Below are 21,133 nucleotides of genomic sequence, written 5' to 3' on the forward strand. Positions count from 1 at the left end.
GCCATGCTGATCCCGCATCCCCTTCTCGGCCTGCGCGACGCGCAGGAGTTCACCTATCTCGGCGATGCCGCCCTGATCGACCGTCCCGACCCGGCGGCGGGCGAGGACGCCTTCTGCGACTATGTCTTCCTGCGCGACAACCCCGCCGGGGTCCACCGCGAGCTGTGGTATCACGAACAGGGCGACCGTTCGTGGCTGGTGGTCACGCGCAACACGCTCACGCATGAGATCCTTGGCGCGGAGCTGGCCCGCGACGTGGCGCTGGCGCGGCGGGAGGGGCGGGCATGACGCGGCTTTCCGGCGGGCTGATCGACCGCGACCGCACCATCGCCTTCACCTTCGACGGGCGCGCCTATCGCGGCCACCCCGGCGACACGCTGGCCTCGGCGCTGCTGGCCAATGGCGTGCGGCTGGTCGGGCGGTCGTTCAAGTATCACCGCCCGCGCGGCATCTTCGCCGCCGGGTCGGAAGAACCCAACGCGCTGGTCGAACTGCGCGACGGGGCGCGGCGCGAACCCAACACCCGCGCCACCATGGCCGAGCTTTTCGACGGGCTGACCGCCACCTCGCAGAACCACGTCGGGCCGCTGAACTTCGACCTGCTGGCGGTGAACGACCTGCTGTCGCCCTTCTTCGCGGCGGGGTTCTATTACAAGACCTTCATGTGGCCGCGCGCCTTCTGGGAAAAGCTCTACGAACCGGCGATCCGCCGGGCGGCGGGGCTGGGGCGGCTGGCCGAGGCGGCGGACCCGGATGCCTATGACAAGGGCTTCCTGCATTGCGACCTGCTGGTGATCGGCGCCGGGGCGGCGGGCCTTGCCGCCGCGCTGACCGCCGGGCGCGCCGGCGCGCGGGTGGTGCTGGCCGACGAGGACTTTCGCCTTGGCGGGCGGCTGCTGGCCGAGAGCGACCTGCTCGACGACGCTCCGGCGGTCGACTGGGTCGCGGCGGCCGAGGCCGAGCTGCGCGCCATGCCCAACGTGCGGGTGCTGGCGCGCACCACCGTCTTCGGCGTCTTCGACCACGGCGTCTACGGCGCGGTCGAGCGGGTGGCCGACCACCTGCCCGATCCGGGGCAGGGCGTGCGACAGACGCTCTGGCGGATCACCGCGCGGCGGGCCGTGCTGGCCGCCGGCGCGACCGAGCGGCACATTCCCTTCGCCAACAACGACCGCCCCGGCGTGATGCTGGCGGGCGCGATGCGCGCCTATGCCAACCGCTGGGCGGCGGCGCCGGGCACCGGCGGGCCGGTGACGGTCTTCACCAATGGCGACGACGGCCACCGCACGGCGCTGGACCTCGCCGCGCGGGGCGTGCCGGTCGCCGCGGTGATCGACACCCGCGCCGATGCGGTGGCGCAGGGCGACTACCGGCTCATCGCGGGCGGCATGGTCAGCGACTCGAAGGGGCGGCTGGGCCTCACTTCGGTCGAGGTGACGGCCAACGGCCGGCGCGAGTGGATAAACTGCGCCGCGCTGGGCGTCTCGGGCGGCTGGAACCCCAACGTCCACCTCGCCTCGCACCATCGCGGCCGCCCGGTCTGGGACGCAGGCAGCAACGCCTTCCTGCCGGGCGCGGGCGGCCCCGTCGGGCTGGTCCCGGCAGGCGCCTGCGTTGGGCAGGGCAGCACGGCCCAGGCGCTGGCCGATGGCGCCCGCAAGGCCGCCGAGACGCTCGCCGACCTCGGCATCGCCGCGGGCCAGCCCGACCTGCCGAAGGCCGAGGACCGCAGCACCGCCGCGGCCGCCTTCTGGCATGTGCCGGGGCGCAAGCGCGCCTGGGTCGACCACCAGAACGACGTGACGGTCAAGGACATCGCGCTCTCGCACCAGGAGAACATGCGCTCGGTCGAGCACCTGAAACGCTGGACGACTCTGGGCATGGCAACCGACCAGGGCAAGACCTCGAACGTCACCGCGCTCGCGGTGATGGCTGAACTCACCGGCAAGGGCATCGCCGAGACCGGCACCACGATCTATCGCCCGCCCTATACCGGCGTGTCGCTGGGTGTGCTGGGCGGCGGCGACAGCGGGGCGCATTTCCGCCCGCGCCGGCTGACCCCGACCCACCACTGGGCAGCGGCGCAGAGCGCGGTCTTCGTCGAGGTGGGGCAATGGATGCGGGCGCAGTATTTCCCGCAACCCGGCGAGACGCACTGGCGCCAGTCGGTTGACCGCGAGGCGCTGGCGGTGCGCGCGGGCGTCGGCCTCTGCGACGTGACGACGCTTGGCAAGATCGACGTGCAGGGCGCCGATGCGGGCGAGTTCCTGAACCGCATCTACGCCAACATGATCGCCACGCTGAAGGTCGGGATGACCCGCTATGGCCTGATGCTGCGCGAGGATGGTACCGCCTATGACGACGGCACCTGCGCCCGGCTGGCCGAGGATCACTTCATCGTCACCACCACGACGGCGAACGCCGGCCCGGTCTTCCGCAACATGGAATTCGCGCGCCAGTGCCTCTGGCCCGAGCTTGACGTGCAGCTGATCTCGACCACCGACGCTTGGGCGCAGATCGCCGTGGCGGGGCCGAAATCGCGCGCGCTGCTGGACCGCATCGTCGACGGCTTCGACCTTTCGAATGCCGCCTTCCCCTTCATGGCCTGCGCCAGCCTGACCGTCTGCGGCGGCCTGCGCGCGCGGCTGTTCCGGATCTCCTTCTCGGGCGAACTCGCCTACGAGATCGCGGTGCCCGCGCGCTATGGCCACGCGCTGATGGCGCGGCTGATGGAGGCGGGGGCCGACCTTGGCGTGACGCCCTACGGGACCGAAACGCTCGCCGTGCTGCGGATCGAGAAGGGCCACGCCGCCGGGGCCGAGCTGAACGGCCAGACCACGGCGACGATGCTGGGGCTGGGGCGCATGGTCTCGGCCAGGAAGGACAGCATCGGCGCGGTGATGTCGCGGCGCGCGGGGCTGGCCGAAGACCGGCGGCGGCTGGTCGGGCTGGTGCCGGTCGATCCGGCGCAGAAGGTGGTGGCGGGCGCGCATCTCTTCACCGAGGGCGCGGCGCAGGACACCGCGAACGACCACGGCTGGGTCACCTCGGCCTGCTTCTCGCCGCACCTCGGCCATTCCATCGGGCTGGGCTTCCTGGAAGACGGCGACCAGCGCCTGGGCGAGGTGATCGTCGCCGCCAACCCGGTCGAGGGGCAGAGCGTCCGGCTCCGTGTCGCCTCGGCCCATTTCGTCGACCCCGAAGGAGGACGCCAGCGTGACTGACCTGACTGCGATCTGCGCCCTTGGCGCGACGGAACCGCGCCGTGAAACCTTCGGCGCGCTGACCCTTGCGGAACGGCCCGATACCGCGCTGCTGTCGGTCGCGCTGCGGCGGGGCGCGGCGCAGCCCGCGCCGCTGGGGCTGGCGCTGCCCGGCCCCGGCGCATGGGCGGTGGGCGAGGGGCTGGCCGCCTTCTGGACCGGCCCCGGCCAGTGGATGGTCGAGGTGCCGGGCAAGGCCGACACCGACGTGGTTGCAACTTTTTTGCCCAATCTTCCAGGATGTTCGCTGACCGAACAGACCGACGGCTGGACCTTGTTCGAGTTCTCGGCCAAGAGCGGCGCGACGGTCGGGCGGCTGCTCGAACGTCTGGTGAACTTGGACACGGCTTCGCTGGCCCCCGGCCGGGCGACGCGGACGGCGGTCGAGCACATGGGCGTGTTCGTCATCCGCCGGGCCGAGGCCGAACTGGCGGTCTGGGGGACGCGCTCGGCGGCGGAAAGCCTCTGGCACGCGCTCTCCACCACTGCCCGCAGAATGGAGACGAGCGGATGGGCGCAGCAGTAATCGACGGCAAGGCCTTCGCGGCCAAGGTCCGGGGCAGGGTGGCGGACCACGTCGCCCGGCTGAAGGCCGAAACGGGCATCACCCCCGGCCTGGCGGTGGTGCTGGTGGGCGAGGACCCGGCAAGCGAGGTCTATGTCCGCAACAAGGGCAAACAGACGCTCGAGGCGGGCATGGCGAGCTTCGAGCACAAGCTCGACGCGACCACCTCCGAGGCCGACCTTCTGGCACTGATCGCCCGGCTGAACGCCGACCCGGCGGTGCATGGGATCCTCGTGCAGCTACCGCTGCCCGGCCATCTCGACAGCGACCTGGTGATCAACGCCATCGATCCGGCCAAGGATGTCGACGGCTTCCACATCTCCAACGTCGGTCTGCTCGGCACCGGGCAAAAGGCGATGGTGCCCTGCACCCCGCTGGGCTGCCTTATGCTGCTGCGCGACCTGCATGGTTCGCTCTCGGGGATGGAGGCCGTGGTGATCGGGCGCAGCAACATCGTCGGCAAGCCGATGGCGCAGTTGCTGCTGGGTGACAGCTGCACCGTGACCATCGCCCATTCCCGCACGAGGGACTTGCCAGCGGTCGTGCGCCGCGCCGATATCGTGATCGCCGCCGTCGGCCGGCCCGAAATGGTCAAGGGCGACTGGCTGAAACCCGGCGCCACGGTGATCGATGTCGGTATCAATCGCACACGCGTCGAAAGCGGCAAGGACCGCCTCGTCGGCGATTGCGACTATGCGAGCTGTGCCGAAGTGGCGGGTGCCATCACCCCCGTGCCCGGCGGCGTTGGCCCGATGACCATCGCCTGCCTGCTCGCCAATACGCTCACCGCCTGCTGCCGCGCCAACGGGCAGCCCGAACCCGAGGGGCTGACCGTCTGACGGCGGCCCCTGCCTGAACCGAAGCCCCTGAAAGGGACCGTTATGAACAAATACTGCCTGACCGTGGCCTGCCCCACCAAGCGCGGCATCGTTGCCGCCATCGCCGGCTTTCTCGCGGACAAGGGCTGCAACATCGTCGACAGCTCGCAGTTCGACGATATCAACACCGGCCAGTTCTTCATGCGCATCAGCTTCCTGTCCGAACAGGGCGTCGCGCTGGACGTGCTGGAGAAGGGCTTCGCCGCCGTCGCCGAGCCCTTCGACATGACCTTCGGCTTCCACGACGAAGCCGCCAAGATGAAGGTCGTCGTCATGGTCAGCCGCTTCGGCCACTGCCTGAACGACCTGCTCTACCGCTGGCGCATCGGCGCGCTGCCGATCGAGATCGTGGCGGTGATCTCGAACCACATGGACTACCAGAAGGTGGTGGTGAACCACGACATCCCCTTCCACTGCATCAAGGTCACGAAGGCGAACAAGCCCGAGGCCGAGGCCGCCATCATGCGGGTGGTCGAAGAGGCCGGCGCCGAATTGGTGGTGCTGGCGCGCTACATGCAGATCCTCTCGGACGAGCTGTGCCAGAAGATGTCGGGGCGGATCATCAACATCCACCACTCCTTCCTGCCCTCGTTCAAGGGCGCGAACCCCTACAAGCAGGCCTTCGAACGCGGCGTGAAGCTGATCGGCGCGACCTCGCATTACGTCACCGCCGACCTCGACGAAGGCCCGATCATCGAGCAGGACACCGTGCGCATCACCCATGCGCAAAGCTCGGATGACTATGTCTCGCTGGGCCGCGACGTCGAGGCGCAGGTGCTGGCGCGGGCGATCCATGCCCATGCCCATCACCGGGTCTTCCTGAACGGCAACAAGACGGTGGTCTTCCCGGCCTCGCCCGGCGCCTACGCCTCGGAACGCATGGGCTGAGGCCAACGCGGGCTTGGCAGCGCGGGGCCGGCCCGGCTATCACGGCGTGACGACCATTCGGGAGAGCACGCCGTGATCCATGTCTTCGGCTCCATCAATGTCGATTTCGTCTTCCGGATGCGGCGGATGCCAGGGCCGGGCGAAACCGTGATGGCCGACGAGTCGCTGACCCTTCACGGCGGCAAGGGCGCGAACCAGGCGGTGGCCGCGGCGCGCGCGCTGGGCCGGCCGGGGGGCGTTGCGATGCACGGGGCGGTGGGCGACGATCCCTTCGGGCCGGTGATCCGCGCCGCGATGGAGGCCGAGGGCATTGACGTCTCCGGCATCCGCACGGTGGCCGATCCGACCGGCCGCGCGGTGATCCTGCTGGACGATACCGGCGAGAACAGCATCACCGTCGCGGCGGGGGCGAATGCGCGCCTGCAGGCGGATGCGCCGGCCTATGGCGGGCCCGGCGATCTCCTGGTGATGCAGATGGAGGTGCCCTTCGACGAGGTGGCCAAGGCGGCCACGATCGCAAGGGCCGCCGGCTGCACCGTCCTGCTCAACCTCGCCCCCGCGCCCGAGGGCGCATCGGCCGAGGCCATGGCCGACCTGCTCGGCCAGGTCGATATCCTGGTGGTGAACGAACACGAACTGGCGCTGGCCTGCACCGCGCTGGGCCTCACGGCGGGCGACAGCATCCCCGCCGCCGTCGCCGCGCTGGCGGCGCGCATCGGCTGCCGGATCATCGCCACGCTCGGGGCCGAGGGGGTCTGCCGTGGCCTGCCCGGCGGCGATGTCCTGACCCTGCCGGCGATCCCGGTCGACGTGGTCGACACCACCGGCGCGGGCGACACCTTTGTCGGTGCCTATGCGGCGGGACTGGCCGAGGGGCTGTCCGACGAGGCCGCGCTGCAGCGCGCGGTCGCCGCCGCCGCGCTGACCTGCCGCAAGGTCGGCGCGCAATCGGCCATGCCGCGCGCCGAGGAGATCGACGCGCTGCTTGCGGGCAGAAGCGCGACCGCCTGAGCGTATCGAAACGCGCAGGACCGCAACCCGCAGTAAGGCCCCGGCGCCACGCCCGAAACCCGCGCTCAGGCCGGGCGCGCCGCGCGCTTCCCGGCCAGGTAGGCCAGCCCCAGCGGCAGCGCCGCGAGCGCGAGGCCCAGCGCGGCGGTCTCCAGATAGCCCAGCCCGCCCAGCTTGTCGGAATGCGGCATCGCGAACATCAGCCCGCCGAAGAACAGCAGCACCCGCAGCCCGATCCCGGCAAGACCCGAGGGCAGGGGGCCGAGCAGGCTGACATAGCCCTGCAGCGCCATGCTGATCAGCGCGACCCCGGTCAGCGCCGAGACCAGCGCCACCACGACCTCCGCCGCCGGGGCCTGTCCGATCAGCGCCGGGTTCAGCACGAAGAAGAAGGGCGCGATATAGATGACGCCGCCCAGCCGCATCGCTTCGAGCCCCACCTTGATCGCATTCTCGCCGGCCATGGCGGCGGCGGCAAAGGCGCCCAGCGCCACGGGCGGGGTGATGAAGCTCACCATGCCCCAGTAGAGGATGAACAGGTGCACCGCGAGCTGGTTCAGCCCTCCCTGTTCCAGCGCCGGGGCCAGCACCACCGCCAGGAAGATGTAGCAGGCGGTGACCGTCATCCCCATGCCGAAGATGAAGGCCGTCAGCGCGCCCATCAGCAGCAGCACGAAGGTATTGTCGCCGGCAAGGAAGACCAGCTCGTTCACCAGCGTGCCCGCCAGCCCCGTGGCCGAGAACGACCCGACGATCAGCCCCACGCCCAGCAGGATCGCCACCAGCTCGGCCAGGCCCTGGCCGACTCCCACGATCATGTCGCCCAGCCGCGACAGCGTCAGCCGGTGCGCCGGCAGGATCTGGTTCACCACCAGCAGCAGGGCGGTGGCGACGAAGGGGGCCGAGGTCTCGCGGCGCAGCACCACCAGCATGAAGATCAGCACGGCAAAGACGCCGATATAGAGCCAGCCGTCGCGAAGGGTGCCGCGCAGGCTAGGCAGGTCGACACGGGCCAGCCCCTTGAGGCCGCGCCGCGCCGAATAGCTGTCGATCTGCGCGAAGAGCCCGAAGTAGAACAGCAGCGACGGAATGGCGGCAGCCAGTGCGATCTCGATATAGGGCCGCGACAGGAACGAGGCCATGACAAAGGCCGTGGCCCCCATGATCGGCGGCATCAGCACCCCGCCGGTCGAGGCGCAGGCCTCGGTCGCGGCGGCGGTGCGGGCCGAGAAGCCGGTGCGCTTCATCGCCGGGATCGAGACCGCGCCGGTGGTCAGCACGTTCGAGATCACCGATCCCGACATCGACCCCATGAAGCCCGAGGCGAAGATCGACACTTTGGCCGCCCCGCCGCGATAGCCGCCCACCATCGACAGCGCGAGATCGTTGAAGAACTGCCCGCCGCCGGTGCGTTGAAGTACCGCGCCGAACAGGATGAAGCCGATCACCACGCCGCCGAAGGCCTTCATCGGGATCCCGAACGAGGCTTCCGAGGAATAGACGTGATAGGCCAGCGCATCGCTCAGGCTGCTCTGGAAGCCCGAGAAGGGGTCGGGCACATGGCCCGCGAAGGTCGGGTAGAAGGCAAACAGCGTCACGATCAGGAACAGCACCAGCCCGCCGGCCCGGCGCGTCGCCTCCAGCACCAGCGCGAAGAAGACATAGGCGACATAGCGCGCGGTCTCCGGCGCGGCATATTCCCAGCCTTCCGACAGGTTCCGCTGCGCCGTCGCCACCAGGTAGCCGGTGGCGCAAAGCGCGATACCCGCCAGCACCCAGTCCAGCACCGAGGGCGCGCCCTCCTTCGATCCGTTGATCCGGAAGGTGAGGAAGGCCACCGCCATGAACAGCCCGCCCAAAAGGGCGAGATAGCGGCCCTCGATCAGCACTAGACCGCCGACGCGGAGATTGAACAATTGATGCACGACCAGCACGAGGCCGAAGACCGTTGCCGCGATTACCGCGACCCGTTGCATTCCGCCGATACGTTCACTGACCGACGACCCATCCACCGCTGCGGCTTCGAACTGCTGCTGGCTCATGGCATCACCTCCCTGTCGAGGATAGATTTTTATGATGTGATTGGTCCGGCGCAGGGCCGGACAGGGCCGCGCCCCGCGTGGTCACGGGGCGCGGCAAAGGTCGGGGTTCAGATCAGAAGACCACCTCGAACCCGCCCGCGGCCAGCGCGGCGCGGCGCTTCTCGGCCCAGGCCTCTTCCCAGTTCGCCGGCTTCTCGGCCTTCAGTTCATCCCAGGCGGCCTTCAGCGCGGCCTGCCGTGCGATCAGCCTGTCGTTATGGGCCTGCGCCTCGTCGTTCCAGATGCCGGCTTCCTTGAAGTAGCGGATCGCCCCATCGTGGTAGGGCACCACCCAGGTCATGTCCTGCTTGTCCAGCGCCCAGCCGCCGATGCCCGGCGCCTTGCCGTTGTAGGCGTCGAACAGTTCGACCATCGCCTTGGTCATGTTGTAGGTCAGGTCGGTATCGGTGGTGTCGGTCCCCACCAGCACCGGATAGGCATAGCCCGCACCCTGGTAGCCGTCGGTGCCGTCGATGGTGGCCCCGACCTTTGCCTTGTTCGGCACGAAGAAGGGCGCAATTGCCTGCATCCGCTTCAGCCCCTCGGCATTCTCCGGGTCGACCGGCGGCCAGAACAGCCCGCGCGGGCTCGATGCCGCCTCATAGGCCATGCCCGAGTTGGTCGAGGCAAAGACCGCGTCGACCTGGTTCTCGATCAGCCCCTTCCAGGACGCACCGAAGCCGCCGAACTCGACCCGCTCGACATCGTCCCAGGTCAGCCCGCCATAGGCGAGATAGGCGCCCGTGTTCACGTTCAGCGCCGGCGCGCCGACGATCCAGGCCACGCGCTTGCCCTTGAGATCGGCGTATTCCTTGATCCCGAGGTCCGCCGCGACGCCGACCGCCAGGTTGATCGCGCCACCGTTGTTGGCGAGCAGCACCCGAATCGGCTGAGGTCCCCAGTTCTCGGCGCCGAACTCGAAGGCGCCTTCCTGCGCCATGAAGCTGCCGCCGACGCCGGTGGCCGAGAAATCGACCTTGCCCTGGCGCAGCGGTTCGGTGCGCGAGACGTCGTTCTTGCCGGGCAGCACCCGCAGGTTCACGCCGACCGTATCCTGCAGCGCCGCGCCGATCGCCACGGCCTGATTGTAGCCCGCCGAGCCGGTGTCATAAGCGGTCCAGGACAGTTGCTTGGGCAGCTCTGCCGTCGTGCTCTGCGCCAGTGCCGGACCCGCGGTCATGACCGCCACGCTTGCCAGCAAGCACATGAATTTCTTGGGTTTCATCTGGTTTCCTCCCTTGTCGCGATACGGACCGGAGCTCCCCCTCCGGTGACGTTCTTCCTGTTTTTGCGGAAATTCATTTCGCACTGCGATCATCAGGCGTGCGAGGTCAATGTCAAGACGTAACCCGGCCGCGAAGCTAAAGCTTGCGTGTACGGGGACATTCCGACGCAGCGCCGCATCCCGCGCGGATCGGGTCCGGAGTGCCGTTATCTCAAGGAAGCAAGGGCGCGGCGCCCCGCAGGGCGCCCGTCAGCCAAAGCCGGCGGCGGTCATCCCGCCACCGGTCAATCTCATGACCCGTTCAGGCCGCGACCGCATCCGCGCCGCGCTTGCGCTGGCGCAGGAAGGTGAACATGCCGAAGGGGGGAATCGACTTCACCGCGGTGACCTCCAGCGAGCTGACCCCGGTCACCTTCTCCATCTCGAAGTCCGAGTGCCAGCCGATCACGTTCGCCAGCGGAGCGAACAGCCGCTCCAGCGCGGCCAGGAAGCCCTCGCTGCGGGCGAAATGGTTGACGATCAGGATCTCGCCGCCGGGCTTGCAGACCCGCGCCATCTCGGCCAGCACCTTCTCGGGCTCCGGCACCACCGAGACCAGGTGCATCGCCACCACGGTGTCGAAATGGTTGTCCGGAAACGCCAGGCTGCGCGCGTCCATCTCGCTGATCCGGGTGACATGGGTCAGCCCCTTCTCGGCCACCTTCTGGCGCGCCTTGTCGAGCATGTCCGACGAGACGTCGATCCCGGTGATGTCGAGATGGCTGCCATAGCGATGCAGCGACAGCCCGGTGCCGACACCGATCTCCAGCACCCGGCCCGACCGGCCGTTGATATAGTCCACCGCCCACCGGCGCCCCGCGCGGGTGATCGCCCCGAAGGTGTAATCGTAGACCGGGGCCCAGTACTTGTAGGAATTCTTGATTGCCGCGATTTCCAAGTGTCTGACTTTCCTCTTCGTGTCGGCGTCGGGCTGCCGATCCTTGGTTTGGTCTTGTCCTGCTTCAGAGACCTGAAGCCTGTTGTTCGATCTGCGGGAGAGGCGCGGATTGGCCGGACATGCTGCCGGAAAAGCCGCCGAACGCCCGATCGGGGCGCCTGAGGGTCGGGTGGCAAGGCGGGAAGAAAACCGCGCTTGGCAGGGTCAGGTCGGGCAAGAATAAGACCTTCCGTGACTGGGTCGTGTCGCGATTGATGGACAAAGCGTCGGAATCGCATTGCTGACGTAAGGGAGACTCGCGCGCACGTCAACGGCGCGGGCCATCTTCGCTCCCAAGTTGCACAGTTTACGTATCAGGATTGCAAACGAATGGGGCAGGGTGCGGCAACTTTTCGCCACTTCTGCCCGCGCCCGGCCTCAGTAGGTCAGCAGCAGCCGGTCGCGCACCTCTTCGGCCTCCAGCGTCTGGCCGCCCATCTGGAACCGGCGCAGCATCGAGCGGCCGACATTCACCAGTAGCTCGCGCTCGAAAAGCCCCTCGGGCAGGGCGATGTCGCAATAGAGCTGCCCCGATTTCTTGGTGCCGTCGATGCTCAGCGCCACCGCCACGCCGCGCGCCTTGCAATCCGCGATGGCCTCGAAGAGCTCGGCCAGGCTGAAGCCCTGCGCGCCGTAGAGGATGGTCTGCGAGAAGGCATAGGGCGGGTCGCAATAGACCACGTCGCCGGGCCGCGCCCGCGCCATCGCCTCGCGATAGTCGAGCCGTTCGAACCGAGCGCCCTTCAGGCGCTGCGCCCATTGGTCGACCCGCCGGGCAAAGGCCTCGGGGCGGATCGGCGCATGGGGGCCGCAGGGGGTGGACATATGGCCATCGGACTTGCGGAAGCGCACCACGCCACCATAGCAGGCGCGACAAAGGAACAGCAGGTCGGCCCCGTTCGGCCCGGCGTTGTAGGCGGCCTTGATCTTCTCGTATTGCTCGACCCGGTCGCCGGCGTGGTAAAGCGCCCAGCGCTCGGCATACCAGCGCTTCAGCCGCTCGGGATCGGCCGAGAGGGTCTGCCAGATCTCGACCAGCGGCGCGAAGATGTCCGACCCCAGCGCCCTTTCGGGCGCCAGGGTGGCGATCACGCCGCCGGCGCCGATAAAGGGCTCGTGGTAGGTGCCGAAACGCGCCGGCAGATGCGCGATGATCTCATGCGCGAACTTCTGCTTCGTGCCCACCCATTTCAGCAGCTGCGTCTTGTAGGGCGCGACGGGGGCGCGCGCCGCAGCTTCGTCTTCCCTGGGCAAGGCATACTGCATCTGGGTATTTCGGCCTTCCTGCACGCTATGGGTGCCAGTCTTGCCAGCGCGGGGCTGCAAATCCAAGGCGTTTCTGGCCGGGCCCGCGGCGTTCAGGTCATTGTCAGCCGCCCGCCGCGCCCTTAGCCTGTCGGGGCCGGGCCAGCCCCGGCGCGGATACGGCATCGGGAAACGGCGGCGCTCATGGTCACTCTCTGCTCCCTTCCCCTGGCGGCGGCGCTGTTCTCGGCCTGCGCCGGGCCAGGCCCCTTCGCCACCGGCTATGTCGAGGGCGAGTTCACCCTGGTCGCCCCCGTCGCCGTGGCGCAGGTGCGCCAGGTGGCGGTGGCGCGCGGCGACCGGGTCGAGGCCGGCGGCCTGCTGGTCGAGATGGAGCGGCGCGACACCGGGATCGCCGTGGCCGAGGCCCGCGCCCATCTCGCCGAGGCACAGGCGCACCTGGCCGACCTGCGCGAGGGCAAGCGCCCCGAGGAGATCGCGGTGATCGAGGCCAACCTCAACTCGGCCCGCGCCGAACTGGCCGAGGCCAACCGCACCCGCGACCGCATCTCCAGCCTCGCCACCCGTGGCGCTGCCACCGAATCCCAGCGCGACGAGACGGTGACGGCGGCCCAGATCGCCGCCGCCCGCGTCGCCCAGACCGAGGCGGAGCTGGCGGTGGCGCGGCTGCCGGCCCGCCCGCAGGCCATCGCCCAGGCCGAGGCGCAGGTGACGGCGGCTGAGGCGGCGCTCTCGCGCGCGCTCTGGAACGACGAGCAGCGCACGCTGACGCTGGCGGCCCCGGTGACCGTCTTCGACGTGATCCGCAACGCGGGCGAGATCGCCGGGCCGACCGCGCCGGTGCTCTCGGTGCTGGAAGACGGCGCGGTCAAGCTGCGCCTCTACGTCCCCGAAACCGCCATCGCCCGCGTCGCCGTGGGGGACAGGCTGAACGTCGCCTGCGACGGCTGCCCGCCGGGGCTGGCGGCGCGCATCACCTATATCTCCGACGAACCCGAGTTCACCCCGCCGGTGATCTACTCGCTCGAGAACCGCCAGAAGCTGGTCTACCTTGTCGAGGCGCGGCCAGCCGGTGACACCCCGCTCAAGCCGGGCCAGATCGTCGATGTCGCCCTGCCGGACGGTGCGAAGTGACCGAGCCCGCCATCTCGGTGCACGACCTCACCAAGAGCTTCGGCGACAAGACCGTGGTGGACCACGTCAGCATGGACGTGGCCCGGGGCGAGATCATGGGCTTTCTCGGCCCCAACGGCTCGGGCAAGACCACGACGATCCGGCTGATGTGCGGCCTGCTCGAACCCGACAGCGGCGACGGGCGGGTGCTGGGCCTCGACATCCGCCGCGACCGCCGCGCGATCAAGCGCCGGGTCGGCTACATGACGCAGAAATTCTCCTTCTACGAGGACCTCTCGATCGAGGAGAACCTGCGTTTCGTCGCCGGCCTCTACGGCATGGCCGATGTGCGCCGCGTGGTCGCTGACACGCTGGAAGACCTCGGCCTCACCTCGCGCCGCAGACAGCTGGCCGGCTCGCTCTCGGGCGGCTGGAAGCAGCGCCTCGCGCTGGCGGCCTGCATCATGCACCACCCCGACCTGCTGATCCTCGACGAGCCGACAGCCGGGGTCGACCCCAAGGCGCGGCGCGAGTTCTGGGACGAGATCCACGCCCGCGCCACAGGCGGGCTGACGGTGCTGGTCTCGACCCATTACATGGACGAGGCCGAGCGTTGCCACCGCATCGGCTATATCTCCTACGGCCGGCTGGTGGCGACAGGCGCCGTGGCCGAGGTGGTGCGCGACGCCGGGCTGACCACGCTGATCATCACCGGCGCGGACACGGCCGAGGCCGCGCGGCAGCTGCGCGGCGCGCCCGGCGTCGACCAGGTCGCGCCCTTCGGCACCACGCTGCACGTGGTGGGCCGCGACGCCGAGGCGCTGCGCCGCACCGTCGACGAGGTCGCCCGCCGCACCGGCACCACCGCGGCCCCCGCCGAGACCAGCCTCGAGGATGTCTTCATCCAGCTGATGGCCGAGAGCCGGGACAACATGGCATGAACGGCATCTTCTCCTTCCGCCGCCTGCGCGCGCTGCTGGTCAAGGAATCGATCCAGATGCGCCGCGACCGGCTGACCTTCGGCATGATGATCGGCATCCCGCTCTTGCAGCTCATGCTGTTCGGTTTCGCCATCAACACCGACCCCAAGGCGCTGCCCGCCGCGCTGGTCGCGCCGACGCAGGACCGCTTCACCCGCGCCATGGTCACGGCGCTGGAGCTGACCGGCTACTACCGCTTCATCGCCCCCGACGCGACGGCGGCCGAGGCCGAGGCGATGATCGCCCGCGGCGACGTCGCCTTCGCGGTGACGGTGCCCTCGGACTTCGGCCGCCGGATCGAGCGCAACGACCACGCCACCCTGCTGATCGAGGCCGATGCCACCGATCCCTCGGTCGCCTCGGGCGCGATCTCGACGCTGAACACGGTGGCGGCGGCGGCGCTCAGCCGCGAGGCGGGGCTCGACCACCTGCAGGACGCGTCGACCGCGCCCTCGATCATCGTGCACCGCCGCTACAACCCCGAAGGCATCACGCAATACAACATCGTGCCGGGCCTGCTCGGGGTGATCCTGCAGCTGACCATGGTGATGATGACCGCCATGGCGCTGACCCGCGAGATCGAGCGCGGCACGATGGAGAATCTGCTCTCGATGCCGGCGACGCCGCTGGAGATCATGCTGGGCAAGGTGGTGCCCTACCTCGGCATCGGCGCCGTGCAGGTGGCGGTGGTGCTGGTGGCGGCCAAGGTGGTCTTCACCATCCCCTTCGTCGGCAGCCTGGGGCTGCTGCTCGCCGGGGTCTTCGTCTTCGTCTTCGCGCTGGTGATCCTGGGCTATCTCATCTCGACGGTGGCGCGCACCCAGATGCAGGCGATGCAGCTGACCTTCTTCTTCTTCCTGCCCTCGCTGCTGCTCTCGGGCTTCATGTTCCCATTCCGCGGCATGCCGCTCTGGGCGCAATACCTGGGCGAGGTGCTGCCGCTCACCCATTTCCTGCGGCTGATCCGCGCGATCATGCTGAAGGGCGCGGACTGGCCCACGGTCGCCGGTTCGTTCGTGGCGCTGGGCGTCTTCGTGGTGGTGCTGGCGCTGCTCTCGCTGCTGCGCTTCCGCCGCACGCTGGACTGAAGCGGTTTCGCCGCGCCTGCGCGCGGCGCCCGCCGGGGGGCGCTGCCCCCCGGACCCCCCTGAACGCGCCAGGCCCCGGAGCGGGCGCCAGGTGGTACTGTCGAAGGGGAGTATTTTTGAAGAGAAGAAGCCAGCAGGCGCGCGCCAGGCCCGGCGGTTCCTCAGCCCACCAGGCGGCCGTGCGACCAGACGTTGCGCACCATCGGCAGGTCGCCGCCAAGCCGGACCCGCACCAGGTCGGCGCGCAGCCCCGGCAGGATACGCCCGCGATCGCCCAGCCCGGTGGCATCGGCCGGGCTGGCGGTCACCGTGGCCACGGCACGGGGCAGGTCGCCCAGTACCTCGGCCAGGCGGAAGGCGGCGCGCAGCAGCGCGCCCGGAACGTAGTCGGAGGAGAGCAGGTCGAGCAGCCCGAGCCGCGCCAGGTCCTCGGCCGCGACATTGCCGGAATGCGAGCCGCCCCGGATCAGGTTCGGCGCGCCCATCATCACGGCGATCCCCGCGTCGTGGCAGGCGCGTGCCGCCTCGACGGTGGTCGGGAACTCGGCGAGGCGGATGCCGTATTCTGCGCTGGTTCGGACCTGCTCGGCGGTGGTGTCGTCATGGCTGGCCAGGACCGCGCCCAGGCGGATCGCATGGGCCACTGCGCCGGCCTCGTGCGGCAGGCGGACCCGCTCGCTCAGCGCCTGCTGGCTGGCGACATGTTCGAGGAAGCCCTCCTCCGAGACGCCATGCTTGCCGCAGACATACTGGCGCAGCTTGTCGAGGTCGCGGAACTGCCGCTGGCCCGGCGTGTGGTCCATGATCGAGACGATGCCGACGCGGTCGCTCTCGGTGAACTCGTCGAGTTCCTCGAGCAGCGTCTCCGAGCAGACCTCGGCCCGCAGGTGCAGGAAGTGGCTGATCCGCAGCGCGCCGCGCGCCCGCATGTCGAGGATCTCGGAGGCCAGCGGGCGGGCATATCTGCGGTAATCTGTGGCCTTCTTGCCCGAAAGCACCGAGCCGACCCGCAGCGCGTCGAAGACCGTGGTGATGCCGGTCGAGGCCAGTTCGCCGTCATGCGCCAGGATCGCCGCGTCATGCGGCCAGTCGACGCCGGGGCGCGGCTGGATGTGGCGTTCGAGGTTGTCGGTATGCAGCTCGATCAGGCCGGGGATCAGGAAATCGCCCTCGCAGTCGATGGCGCGGGGCAGGGCGGTGCTGCCGGCGTCGATGGCGCAGATACGCCCCTCGTCGAAGCAGAGCGAGCCGCGCACGACTTCGTCGCCGAGCACGATGTTGGCATTGGTCAGAACGGTTTCGGTCATGGATGTCCCCGGTTTCCGCTGCGGCACTGCCAGAGCGGTGTGACGGGGGTGTGACGGTTGGGCGAGCATGGTCATGACGCGGCGGCTCCTTCGGCGGCCAGGGCGGAGAGCGCGCGGTGCAGGGCATCGCCCAGCGCGCCGGAATTGTCGATCTCGGTGACGGGCACCCCCGGCGGCAGCGGCGCGGGCGCGCGCGCCAGGCGGCGGGCGATGTCCTCGGGGGTTTCCCGGCCGCGCGCGGCGAGCCGTGCGGCCAGCACCTCGGGGCGGGCGGTAACATGCAGGATATGCAGCGCGGGCACCTTCGCCGCCGCCTCGGCCAGCATCGCGCGCGAGCCGTTGAACAGCGCGTCGCGCCCGGTCGCCAGCACGCGGGCGAGGTCGGCGGGAATGCCGTAGCTGAGGCCATGGGCCTGCCAGTCGAACAGGAAGGCGCCCGCCGCACGGCGGCGCTCGAACTCGGCGGGGGTAACGCCCTCGAAGGGTTCGCCGCCCGCCGCGCTCGGCCGGGTGATGACCCGGCGCACGATGTGCAGGTCGGGCCGCGCCTGCGCGATGGCCGCGATCAGCGTGTCCTTGCCCGACCCCGAGGGCCCGACCACCGCAAACAGCCGTCCGCTCATGCCGCCCGCCTTGCGGCGAAGCCGGTGACGTCGATCTCGCGGTCGCAGACCGCCTCGCGCGCGGCCTCGTCGTGGAAGATCCCGACAATCGCCGCCCCGCGCGCCTTGGCCGCCCGGATCAGGTCGAGCACCACCGCGCGGTTGGTGGCATCCAGGCTCGCCGTCGGCTCGTCCAGCAGCAGCGCCGGATAGTCATGCACGAAGCCGCGCGCGATGTTCACGCGCTGCTGCTCGCCGCCCGAGAAGGTGGTGGGCGACAGCGCCCAGAGCGGCTCGGGGATATTGAGCCGGGCCAGCAGCGCCGCGGCGCGCGCCCGCGCCGCGTCGGGGTCGACGCCCAGCGTGGTCAGCGGTTCGGCCACCACGTCGATGGTCGGCACCCGCGGCACCACGCGCAGGAACTGGCTGACATAGCCCAGCACCTCGCGCCGCAGCTTCAGGATCTCGCGCGGTTCGGCGCGGGCCACGTCGGTCCCTCCGACGCGTATGCTGCCCGAGGCGGCCAGGTAGTTGCCGTGGATCATCCGCATCAGCGTCGACTTGCCGGCGCCGCTGCTGCCGACCAAGGCCACGCATTCGCCGGGGCGCACCGAAAAGCTTGCCCCCTCGATCACCGGGATTACCGCTCCGCCCTGGTTGTGCAGGACAAAACGCTTGGATACGTCCGAGACGTCGATCATCAGAGCCATCTCCGCCATTTGAAATAAAGCCAGCTCAGCACTGCCGAGAGCACCATGAGCCCGATCGCCATGGGATAGCCCCAGGGCCAGTCCAGTTCCGGCATCAGCCGGAAGTTCATGCCATAGGCCGAGGCGATCAGCGTCGGCGGCAGGAACAGGGCGGCGACCACTGACAGCGCCCGCACGGTGGCGTTCTGCTGCAGGTTGATCATGCCCAGCGTCGCATCGGTCGCCATGGCGATCCGCTGCGACAGGAAGTCGGCATGCACCCCCAGTGCCTGGATGTCGCGCATCTCGCCCTTCACCGCGGCCCTCAGCGCATGGGCGTCACCCCGGTCGTCGATGGTCTGGCCGAAATAGGACAGCATCCGCTCGATGGTCAGCAGCCCAAGGCGGATCCGCGACAGCAGTTCGCTCTCGCGTCCGACGCGATGCAGCGCGCCATGCAGCGCCTCGGCGGTGGCCGGGCCCTCGCTTGGGAAGACCGAGGCCGAGATCTGGTCGACGCTGCGGCCGATCCCCTCCATCAGGTCGGCGAGCCGCCCGACGATCTCCTCGACCAGGCCGAGGAAGACCCGCTCGGGCGAGGTGCAGCTCAGCGTCGCGCGGTTGGCGCGGTCGGGGAAGGTCTCGAAGGGGCGCGGCGCGTGGTGGCGCACCGTCACCAGCCGGGCGGGCGAGAGCATGAAGGTCACCGGCCCGGCCATCGCCTCCTTGTGTTCGGAAAGGCCCGGCAGCACCACGGTCATCACCTCGAGGTCGTCCTCGCGGTAGAGCCGGTTGGAAATCTCGATCTCTTCCATGTCGGCCAGCGTCGGCACGGCGACGCCAAGCGCCGCCATCGCCGCGACCTGTTCGGGCATCGGCCGGTAGAGATCGATCCAGAGCGCGCGCTCCAGCCCCTCCTCTGGGTCGAGGCGCAGCAGGTGGCCGTTCTGCGGGACATAGGCGTGGAGCATGTCAGACCTGCAGCACCGAGGAGACCAGCAGCTGGGTATAGCCGTGCTGCGGGTCGTCCAGCACCTGGTCGGTCAGGCCCTGTTCGACGACATGGCCGCTCTTCATCACCATCAGCCGGTCGGCCAGCAGGCGCACCACGGCAAGGTCGTGGGTCACGATCACCGCCGAGAGGCCCATGCGCCGCACCAAGGTGCGCAGCAGGTCGAGCAGGCGGGCCTGCACGCTGACGTCCAGCCCGCCGGTCGGCTCGTCCATGAAGACGAGGCGCGGCCCGGTGACCAGGTTGCGGGCGATCTGCAACCGCTGCTGCATGCCGCCCGAGAAGGCCCGCGGGCGGTCGTCGATCCGGTCGGCGGCGATCTCGACCCGGCCCAGCCAGTCGATCGCGCTTTCGCGGATCTGGCCGTAGTTGCGCGCGCCCACGGCCATCAGCCGCTCGCCCACGTTGCCGCCGGCGCTGACGCCCATGCGCAGCCCGTCGCGCGGGTTCTGGTGGACAAAGGCCCAGTCGGTGCGCGCCAGCATCCGCCGCTCGGGCTCGGACATGGTGGCGGTGTCGATCAGCCCGCGGTCGCGGGTGTCGAACAGCACCTGGCCCGCGTCGGGGTCAAGGTGGCCGGCCAGGCAGTTCAGCAGCGTCGACTTGCCCGAACCGGATTCACCCACGATCCCCATGATCTCGCCGGGGTAGAGGTCGAAGGACACATCCGCACAGCCGATCCGCGCGCCATAGCGCTTGGTCAGGTTGCGCACCGAGAAGAGGGGGGTCATGCCTGGGTCTCCGCATAGGGGGCGGCCATTGCGCCGGCGTGGCCGGCCGCGCGCCGGGCCTCGCAGTAATCGGTATCCGAACAGGCGAAGAGGCGCGACCCCCGGTCGTCGGTGATGACCTCGTCGAGGTAGGTGTCCCCGGCGCCGCACAATCCGCAGGCGTGGTCGGCCTTGCTCGCCTCGAAGGGATGGTCCTCGAAATCGAGGCTCACCACCCTGGTATGCGGTGGCAGGGCATAGATCCGCTGCTCGCGCCCGGCCCCGAACAGCTGGATCGCCGCGCTTTCCAGCCGCGGGTTGTCGAACTTCGGGATCGGCGAGGGATCCATCACATAGCGCCCCTGAACCAGCACCGGATAGGCATAGGCGGTGGCGATATGGCCGTGCCGCGCGATGTCCTCGTACAGCTTTACGTGCATCAGCCCGTATTCCTCCAGCGCGTGCATCTTCCGCGTCTCCGCCTCGCGCGGTTCGAGAAAGCGCAGCGGCTCGGGGATCGGCACCTGGTAGACCAGGATCTGCCCTTCGGTCAGCGCCGTCTCGGGGATGCGGTGGCGGGTCTGGATCACCGTCGCCTCGGTTGTGTGAGTGGTGGTGGCGACCCCGGCGGTGGCCTCGAAGAACTTGCGTATCGAGACCGCGTTGGTGGTGTCGTCCGAGCCCTGGTCGATCACCTTGAACCGGTCCTCGGGCACCAGGATCGCCGCCGAGACCTGCACCCCGCCGGTGCCCCAGCCATAGGGCATCGGCATCTCGCGGCTGGCGAAGGGCACCTGGTAGCCGGGCACCGCCAGCCCCTTGAGGATCGCCCGGCGGATCATCCGCTTGGTCTGTTCGTCGAGATAGGCGAAGTTGTAGTCAGTCATGCCGGCCTCCGGTCCGCGCTTCGGTCCGGGCGGCAGCGGTCAGGCGGCGCGTTCGGCGATCCGCGTCAGAACGCCCGGAAGGTTGTCGAGAATGTCGCTGTTCCAGAGGCGCAGCACGATAAAGCCATGCCGCGCGAGCCATACATCGCGCAGGGCATCCGTCGCGGAGTCGCCATGACCGCCGCCATCCGCCTCGACGATCAGCCGCCGCTCGGGGCAGAGGAAGTCCGCGATATAGGGGCCGACAGGCACCTGCCGGCGGAACTTGAGCCCGCAGAGCCGCCGGTCGCGCAGCTGGTACCAGAGGATGCGCTCGGCGGCGGTCATCTCCCGGCGCAACCGCCGGGCGCGAGAAGTCTGGAGTGCGGATTGGCGCATGGGGCGCAGTCTGCGTGCGCGATGGTGAAGAATGGGTTAAGGGGGGCGTGCCCCTCACCCTGACCCTCTCCCCCGAGGGGAGAGGGGACCTGTTGCGATTGTGGTGGGCGTTTCTCCGGCTCCCTGAGCGGGGCGGGGAAATGGTTTCAGCACCGCGCCCGACCAAGGCGCCATCCCCTCTCCCCTCTGGGGAGAGGGCCAGGGTGAGGGGGCC

20 protein-coding genes are annotated in these 21,133 nt (G+C 69.5%); 9 read left to right on the forward strand and 11 right to left on the reverse strand.

Annotated elements, in window-relative coordinates; translation table 11 throughout:
- Positions 1-3 precede the first annotated feature (3 nt).
- From IE266_RS09725 to IE266_RS09750, 6 genes are all read left to right on the forward strand, one after another.
- Positions 4-288 (forward strand): sarcosine oxidase subunit delta, encoded by a 285-nt coding sequence (locus tag IE266_RS09725; RefSeq protein WP_189679891.1) that lies wholly within the window; start codon positions 4-6, stop codon positions 286-288.
- On the forward strand, positions 285-3,224 hold the full coding sequence (locus tag IE266_RS09730) for a sarcosine oxidase subunit alpha family protein (RefSeq protein ID WP_189679892.1): 2,940 nt from the start codon (positions 285-287) through the stop codon (positions 3,222-3,224). The genes IE266_RS09725 and IE266_RS09730 overlap by 4 nt, the downstream gene beginning before the upstream one ends.
- The gene (locus IE266_RS09735) at positions 3,217-3,789 is read left to right on the forward strand and encodes a sarcosine oxidase subunit gamma (RefSeq protein ID WP_189679893.1); all 573 of its coding nucleotides are present in this window, start codon (positions 3,217-3,219) and stop codon (positions 3,787-3,789) included. Before IE266_RS09730 ends, IE266_RS09735 begins: the two co-directional genes overlap by 8 nt.
- Entirely contained in the window at positions 3,774-4,667 is an 894-nt protein-coding gene (gene folD, locus IE266_RS09740) for a bifunctional methylenetetrahydrofolate dehydrogenase/methenyltetrahydrofolate cyclohydrolase FolD (RefSeq protein ID WP_189679894.1), read from the forward strand. Before IE266_RS09735 ends, folD begins: the two co-directional genes overlap by 16 nt.
- A 42-nt stretch (positions 4,668-4,709) precedes the next feature.
- Entirely contained in the window at positions 4,710-5,594 is an 885-nt protein-coding gene (gene purU, locus IE266_RS09745) for a formyltetrahydrofolate deformylase (RefSeq protein WP_189679895.1), read from the forward strand.
- A gap of 72 nt (positions 5,595-5,666) precedes the next feature.
- Positions 5,667-6,605 (forward strand): ribokinase, encoded by a 939-nt coding sequence (locus tag IE266_RS09750; protein ID WP_189679896.1) that lies wholly within the window; start codon positions 5,667-5,669, stop codon positions 6,603-6,605.
- Positions 6,606-6,670: 65 nt separating this feature from the next.
- Here IE266_RS09750 and IE266_RS09755 read toward each other — a convergent pair whose 3' ends face one another.
- From IE266_RS09755 to IE266_RS09770, 4 genes are all read right to left on the reverse strand, one after another.
- A complete protein-coding gene (locus tag IE266_RS09755; RefSeq protein WP_189679897.1) occupies positions 6,671-8,647 on the reverse strand; it encodes a TRAP transporter permease in 1,977 nt (658 codons plus the stop codon).
- 112 nt (positions 8,648-8,759) lie between these two features.
- On the reverse strand, positions 8,760-9,911 hold the full coding sequence (locus IE266_RS09760; RefSeq protein WP_229863989.1) for a TAXI family TRAP transporter solute-binding subunit: 1,152 nt from the start codon (positions 9,909-9,911) through the stop codon (positions 8,760-8,762).
- A 301-nt stretch (positions 9,912-10,212) separates the two neighbouring features.
- Positions 10,213-10,848 (reverse strand): class I SAM-dependent methyltransferase, encoded by a 636-nt coding sequence (locus tag IE266_RS09765; RefSeq protein ID WP_189679898.1) that lies wholly within the window; start codon positions 10,846-10,848, stop codon positions 10,213-10,215.
- Between the two features lie 417 nt (positions 10,849-11,265).
- Positions 11,266-12,153 carry a DNA adenine methylase gene (locus tag IE266_RS09770; protein WP_189679899.1) on the reverse strand — a complete coding sequence of 296 codons (888 nt, stop codon included), beginning with the start codon at positions 12,151-12,153 and terminating at the stop codon, positions 11,266-11,268.
- Positions 12,154-12,336: 183 nt separating this feature from the next.
- On the opposite strand from IE266_RS09770, the gene IE266_RS09775 reads away from it, so the two are divergent.
- The 3 genes from IE266_RS09775 to IE266_RS09785 are packed head-to-tail and all read left to right on the forward strand — an operon-like array spanning position 12,337 to position 15,334.
- Positions 12,337-13,287 (forward strand): HlyD family secretion protein, encoded by a 951-nt coding sequence (locus IE266_RS09775; protein ID WP_189679900.1) that lies wholly within the window; start codon positions 12,337-12,339, stop codon positions 13,285-13,287.
- Positions 13,284-14,207: an ABC transporter ATP-binding protein gene (locus IE266_RS09780; protein ID WP_229863991.1), complete on the forward strand. Its 924-nt coding sequence runs from the start codon at positions 13,284-13,286 to the stop codon at positions 14,205-14,207. The genes IE266_RS09775 and IE266_RS09780 overlap by 4 nt, the downstream gene beginning before the upstream one ends.
- Positions 14,204-15,334, forward strand: a complete 1,131-nt coding sequence (locus tag IE266_RS09785; RefSeq protein WP_189679901.1) for an ABC transporter permease — start codon at positions 14,204-14,206, stop codon at positions 15,332-15,334. Before IE266_RS09780 ends, IE266_RS09785 begins: the two co-directional genes overlap by 4 nt.
- 161 nt (positions 15,335-15,495) lie before the next feature.
- On the opposite strand, the gene IE266_RS09790 is transcribed toward IE266_RS09785, so the two are convergent.
- The 7 genes from IE266_RS09790 to IE266_RS09820 form a co-directional block, all read right to left on the reverse strand.
- Positions 15,496-16,641: an alpha-D-ribose 1-methylphosphonate 5-triphosphate diphosphatase gene (locus IE266_RS09790; RefSeq protein ID WP_189679902.1), complete on the reverse strand. Its 1,146-nt coding sequence runs from the start codon at positions 16,639-16,641 to the stop codon at positions 15,496-15,498.
- 71 nt (positions 16,642-16,712) lie between these two features.
- Complete coding sequence (gene phnN, locus IE266_RS09795; protein ID WP_189679903.1) at positions 16,713-17,264, reverse strand: phosphonate metabolism protein/1,5-bisphosphokinase (PRPP-forming) PhnN; 552 nt, start codon at positions 17,262-17,264, stop codon at positions 16,713-16,715.
- Entirely contained in the window at positions 17,261-17,944 is a 684-nt protein-coding gene (gene phnL / locus IE266_RS09800) for a phosphonate C-P lyase system protein PhnL (RefSeq protein ID WP_189679904.1), read from the reverse strand. The genes phnN and phnL overlap by 4 nt, the downstream gene beginning before the upstream one ends.
- Entirely contained in the window at positions 17,944-18,903 is a 960-nt protein-coding gene (locus IE266_RS09805; RefSeq protein WP_189679905.1) for a magnesium transporter CorA family protein, read from the reverse strand. The genes phnL and IE266_RS09805 overlap by 1 nt, the downstream gene beginning before the upstream one ends.
- A gap of 1 nt (position 18,904) precedes the next feature.
- Complete coding sequence (gene phnK / locus IE266_RS09810) at positions 18,905-19,675, reverse strand: phosphonate C-P lyase system protein PhnK (RefSeq protein WP_189679906.1); 771 nt, start codon at positions 19,673-19,675, stop codon at positions 18,905-18,907.
- Positions 19,672-20,541, reverse strand: coding sequence for an alpha-D-ribose 1-methylphosphonate 5-phosphate C-P-lyase PhnJ (locus IE266_RS09815; RefSeq protein ID WP_189679907.1), 870 nt, complete (start codon positions 20,539-20,541; stop codon positions 19,672-19,674). The genes phnK and IE266_RS09815 overlap by 4 nt, the downstream gene beginning before the upstream one ends.
- Before the next feature lie 39 nt (positions 20,542-20,580).
- Entirely contained in the window at positions 20,581-20,919 is a 339-nt protein-coding gene (locus IE266_RS09820) for an endonuclease domain-containing protein (RefSeq protein ID WP_189679908.1), read from the reverse strand.
- Between the last annotated feature and the right edge of the window lie 214 nt (positions 20,920-21,133).

This window comes from Seohaeicola zhoushanensis (assembly GCF_014656415.1).
Classification (GTDB): domain Bacteria; phylum Pseudomonadota; class Alphaproteobacteria; order Rhodobacterales; family Rhodobacteraceae; genus Seohaeicola_A; species Seohaeicola_A zhoushanensis.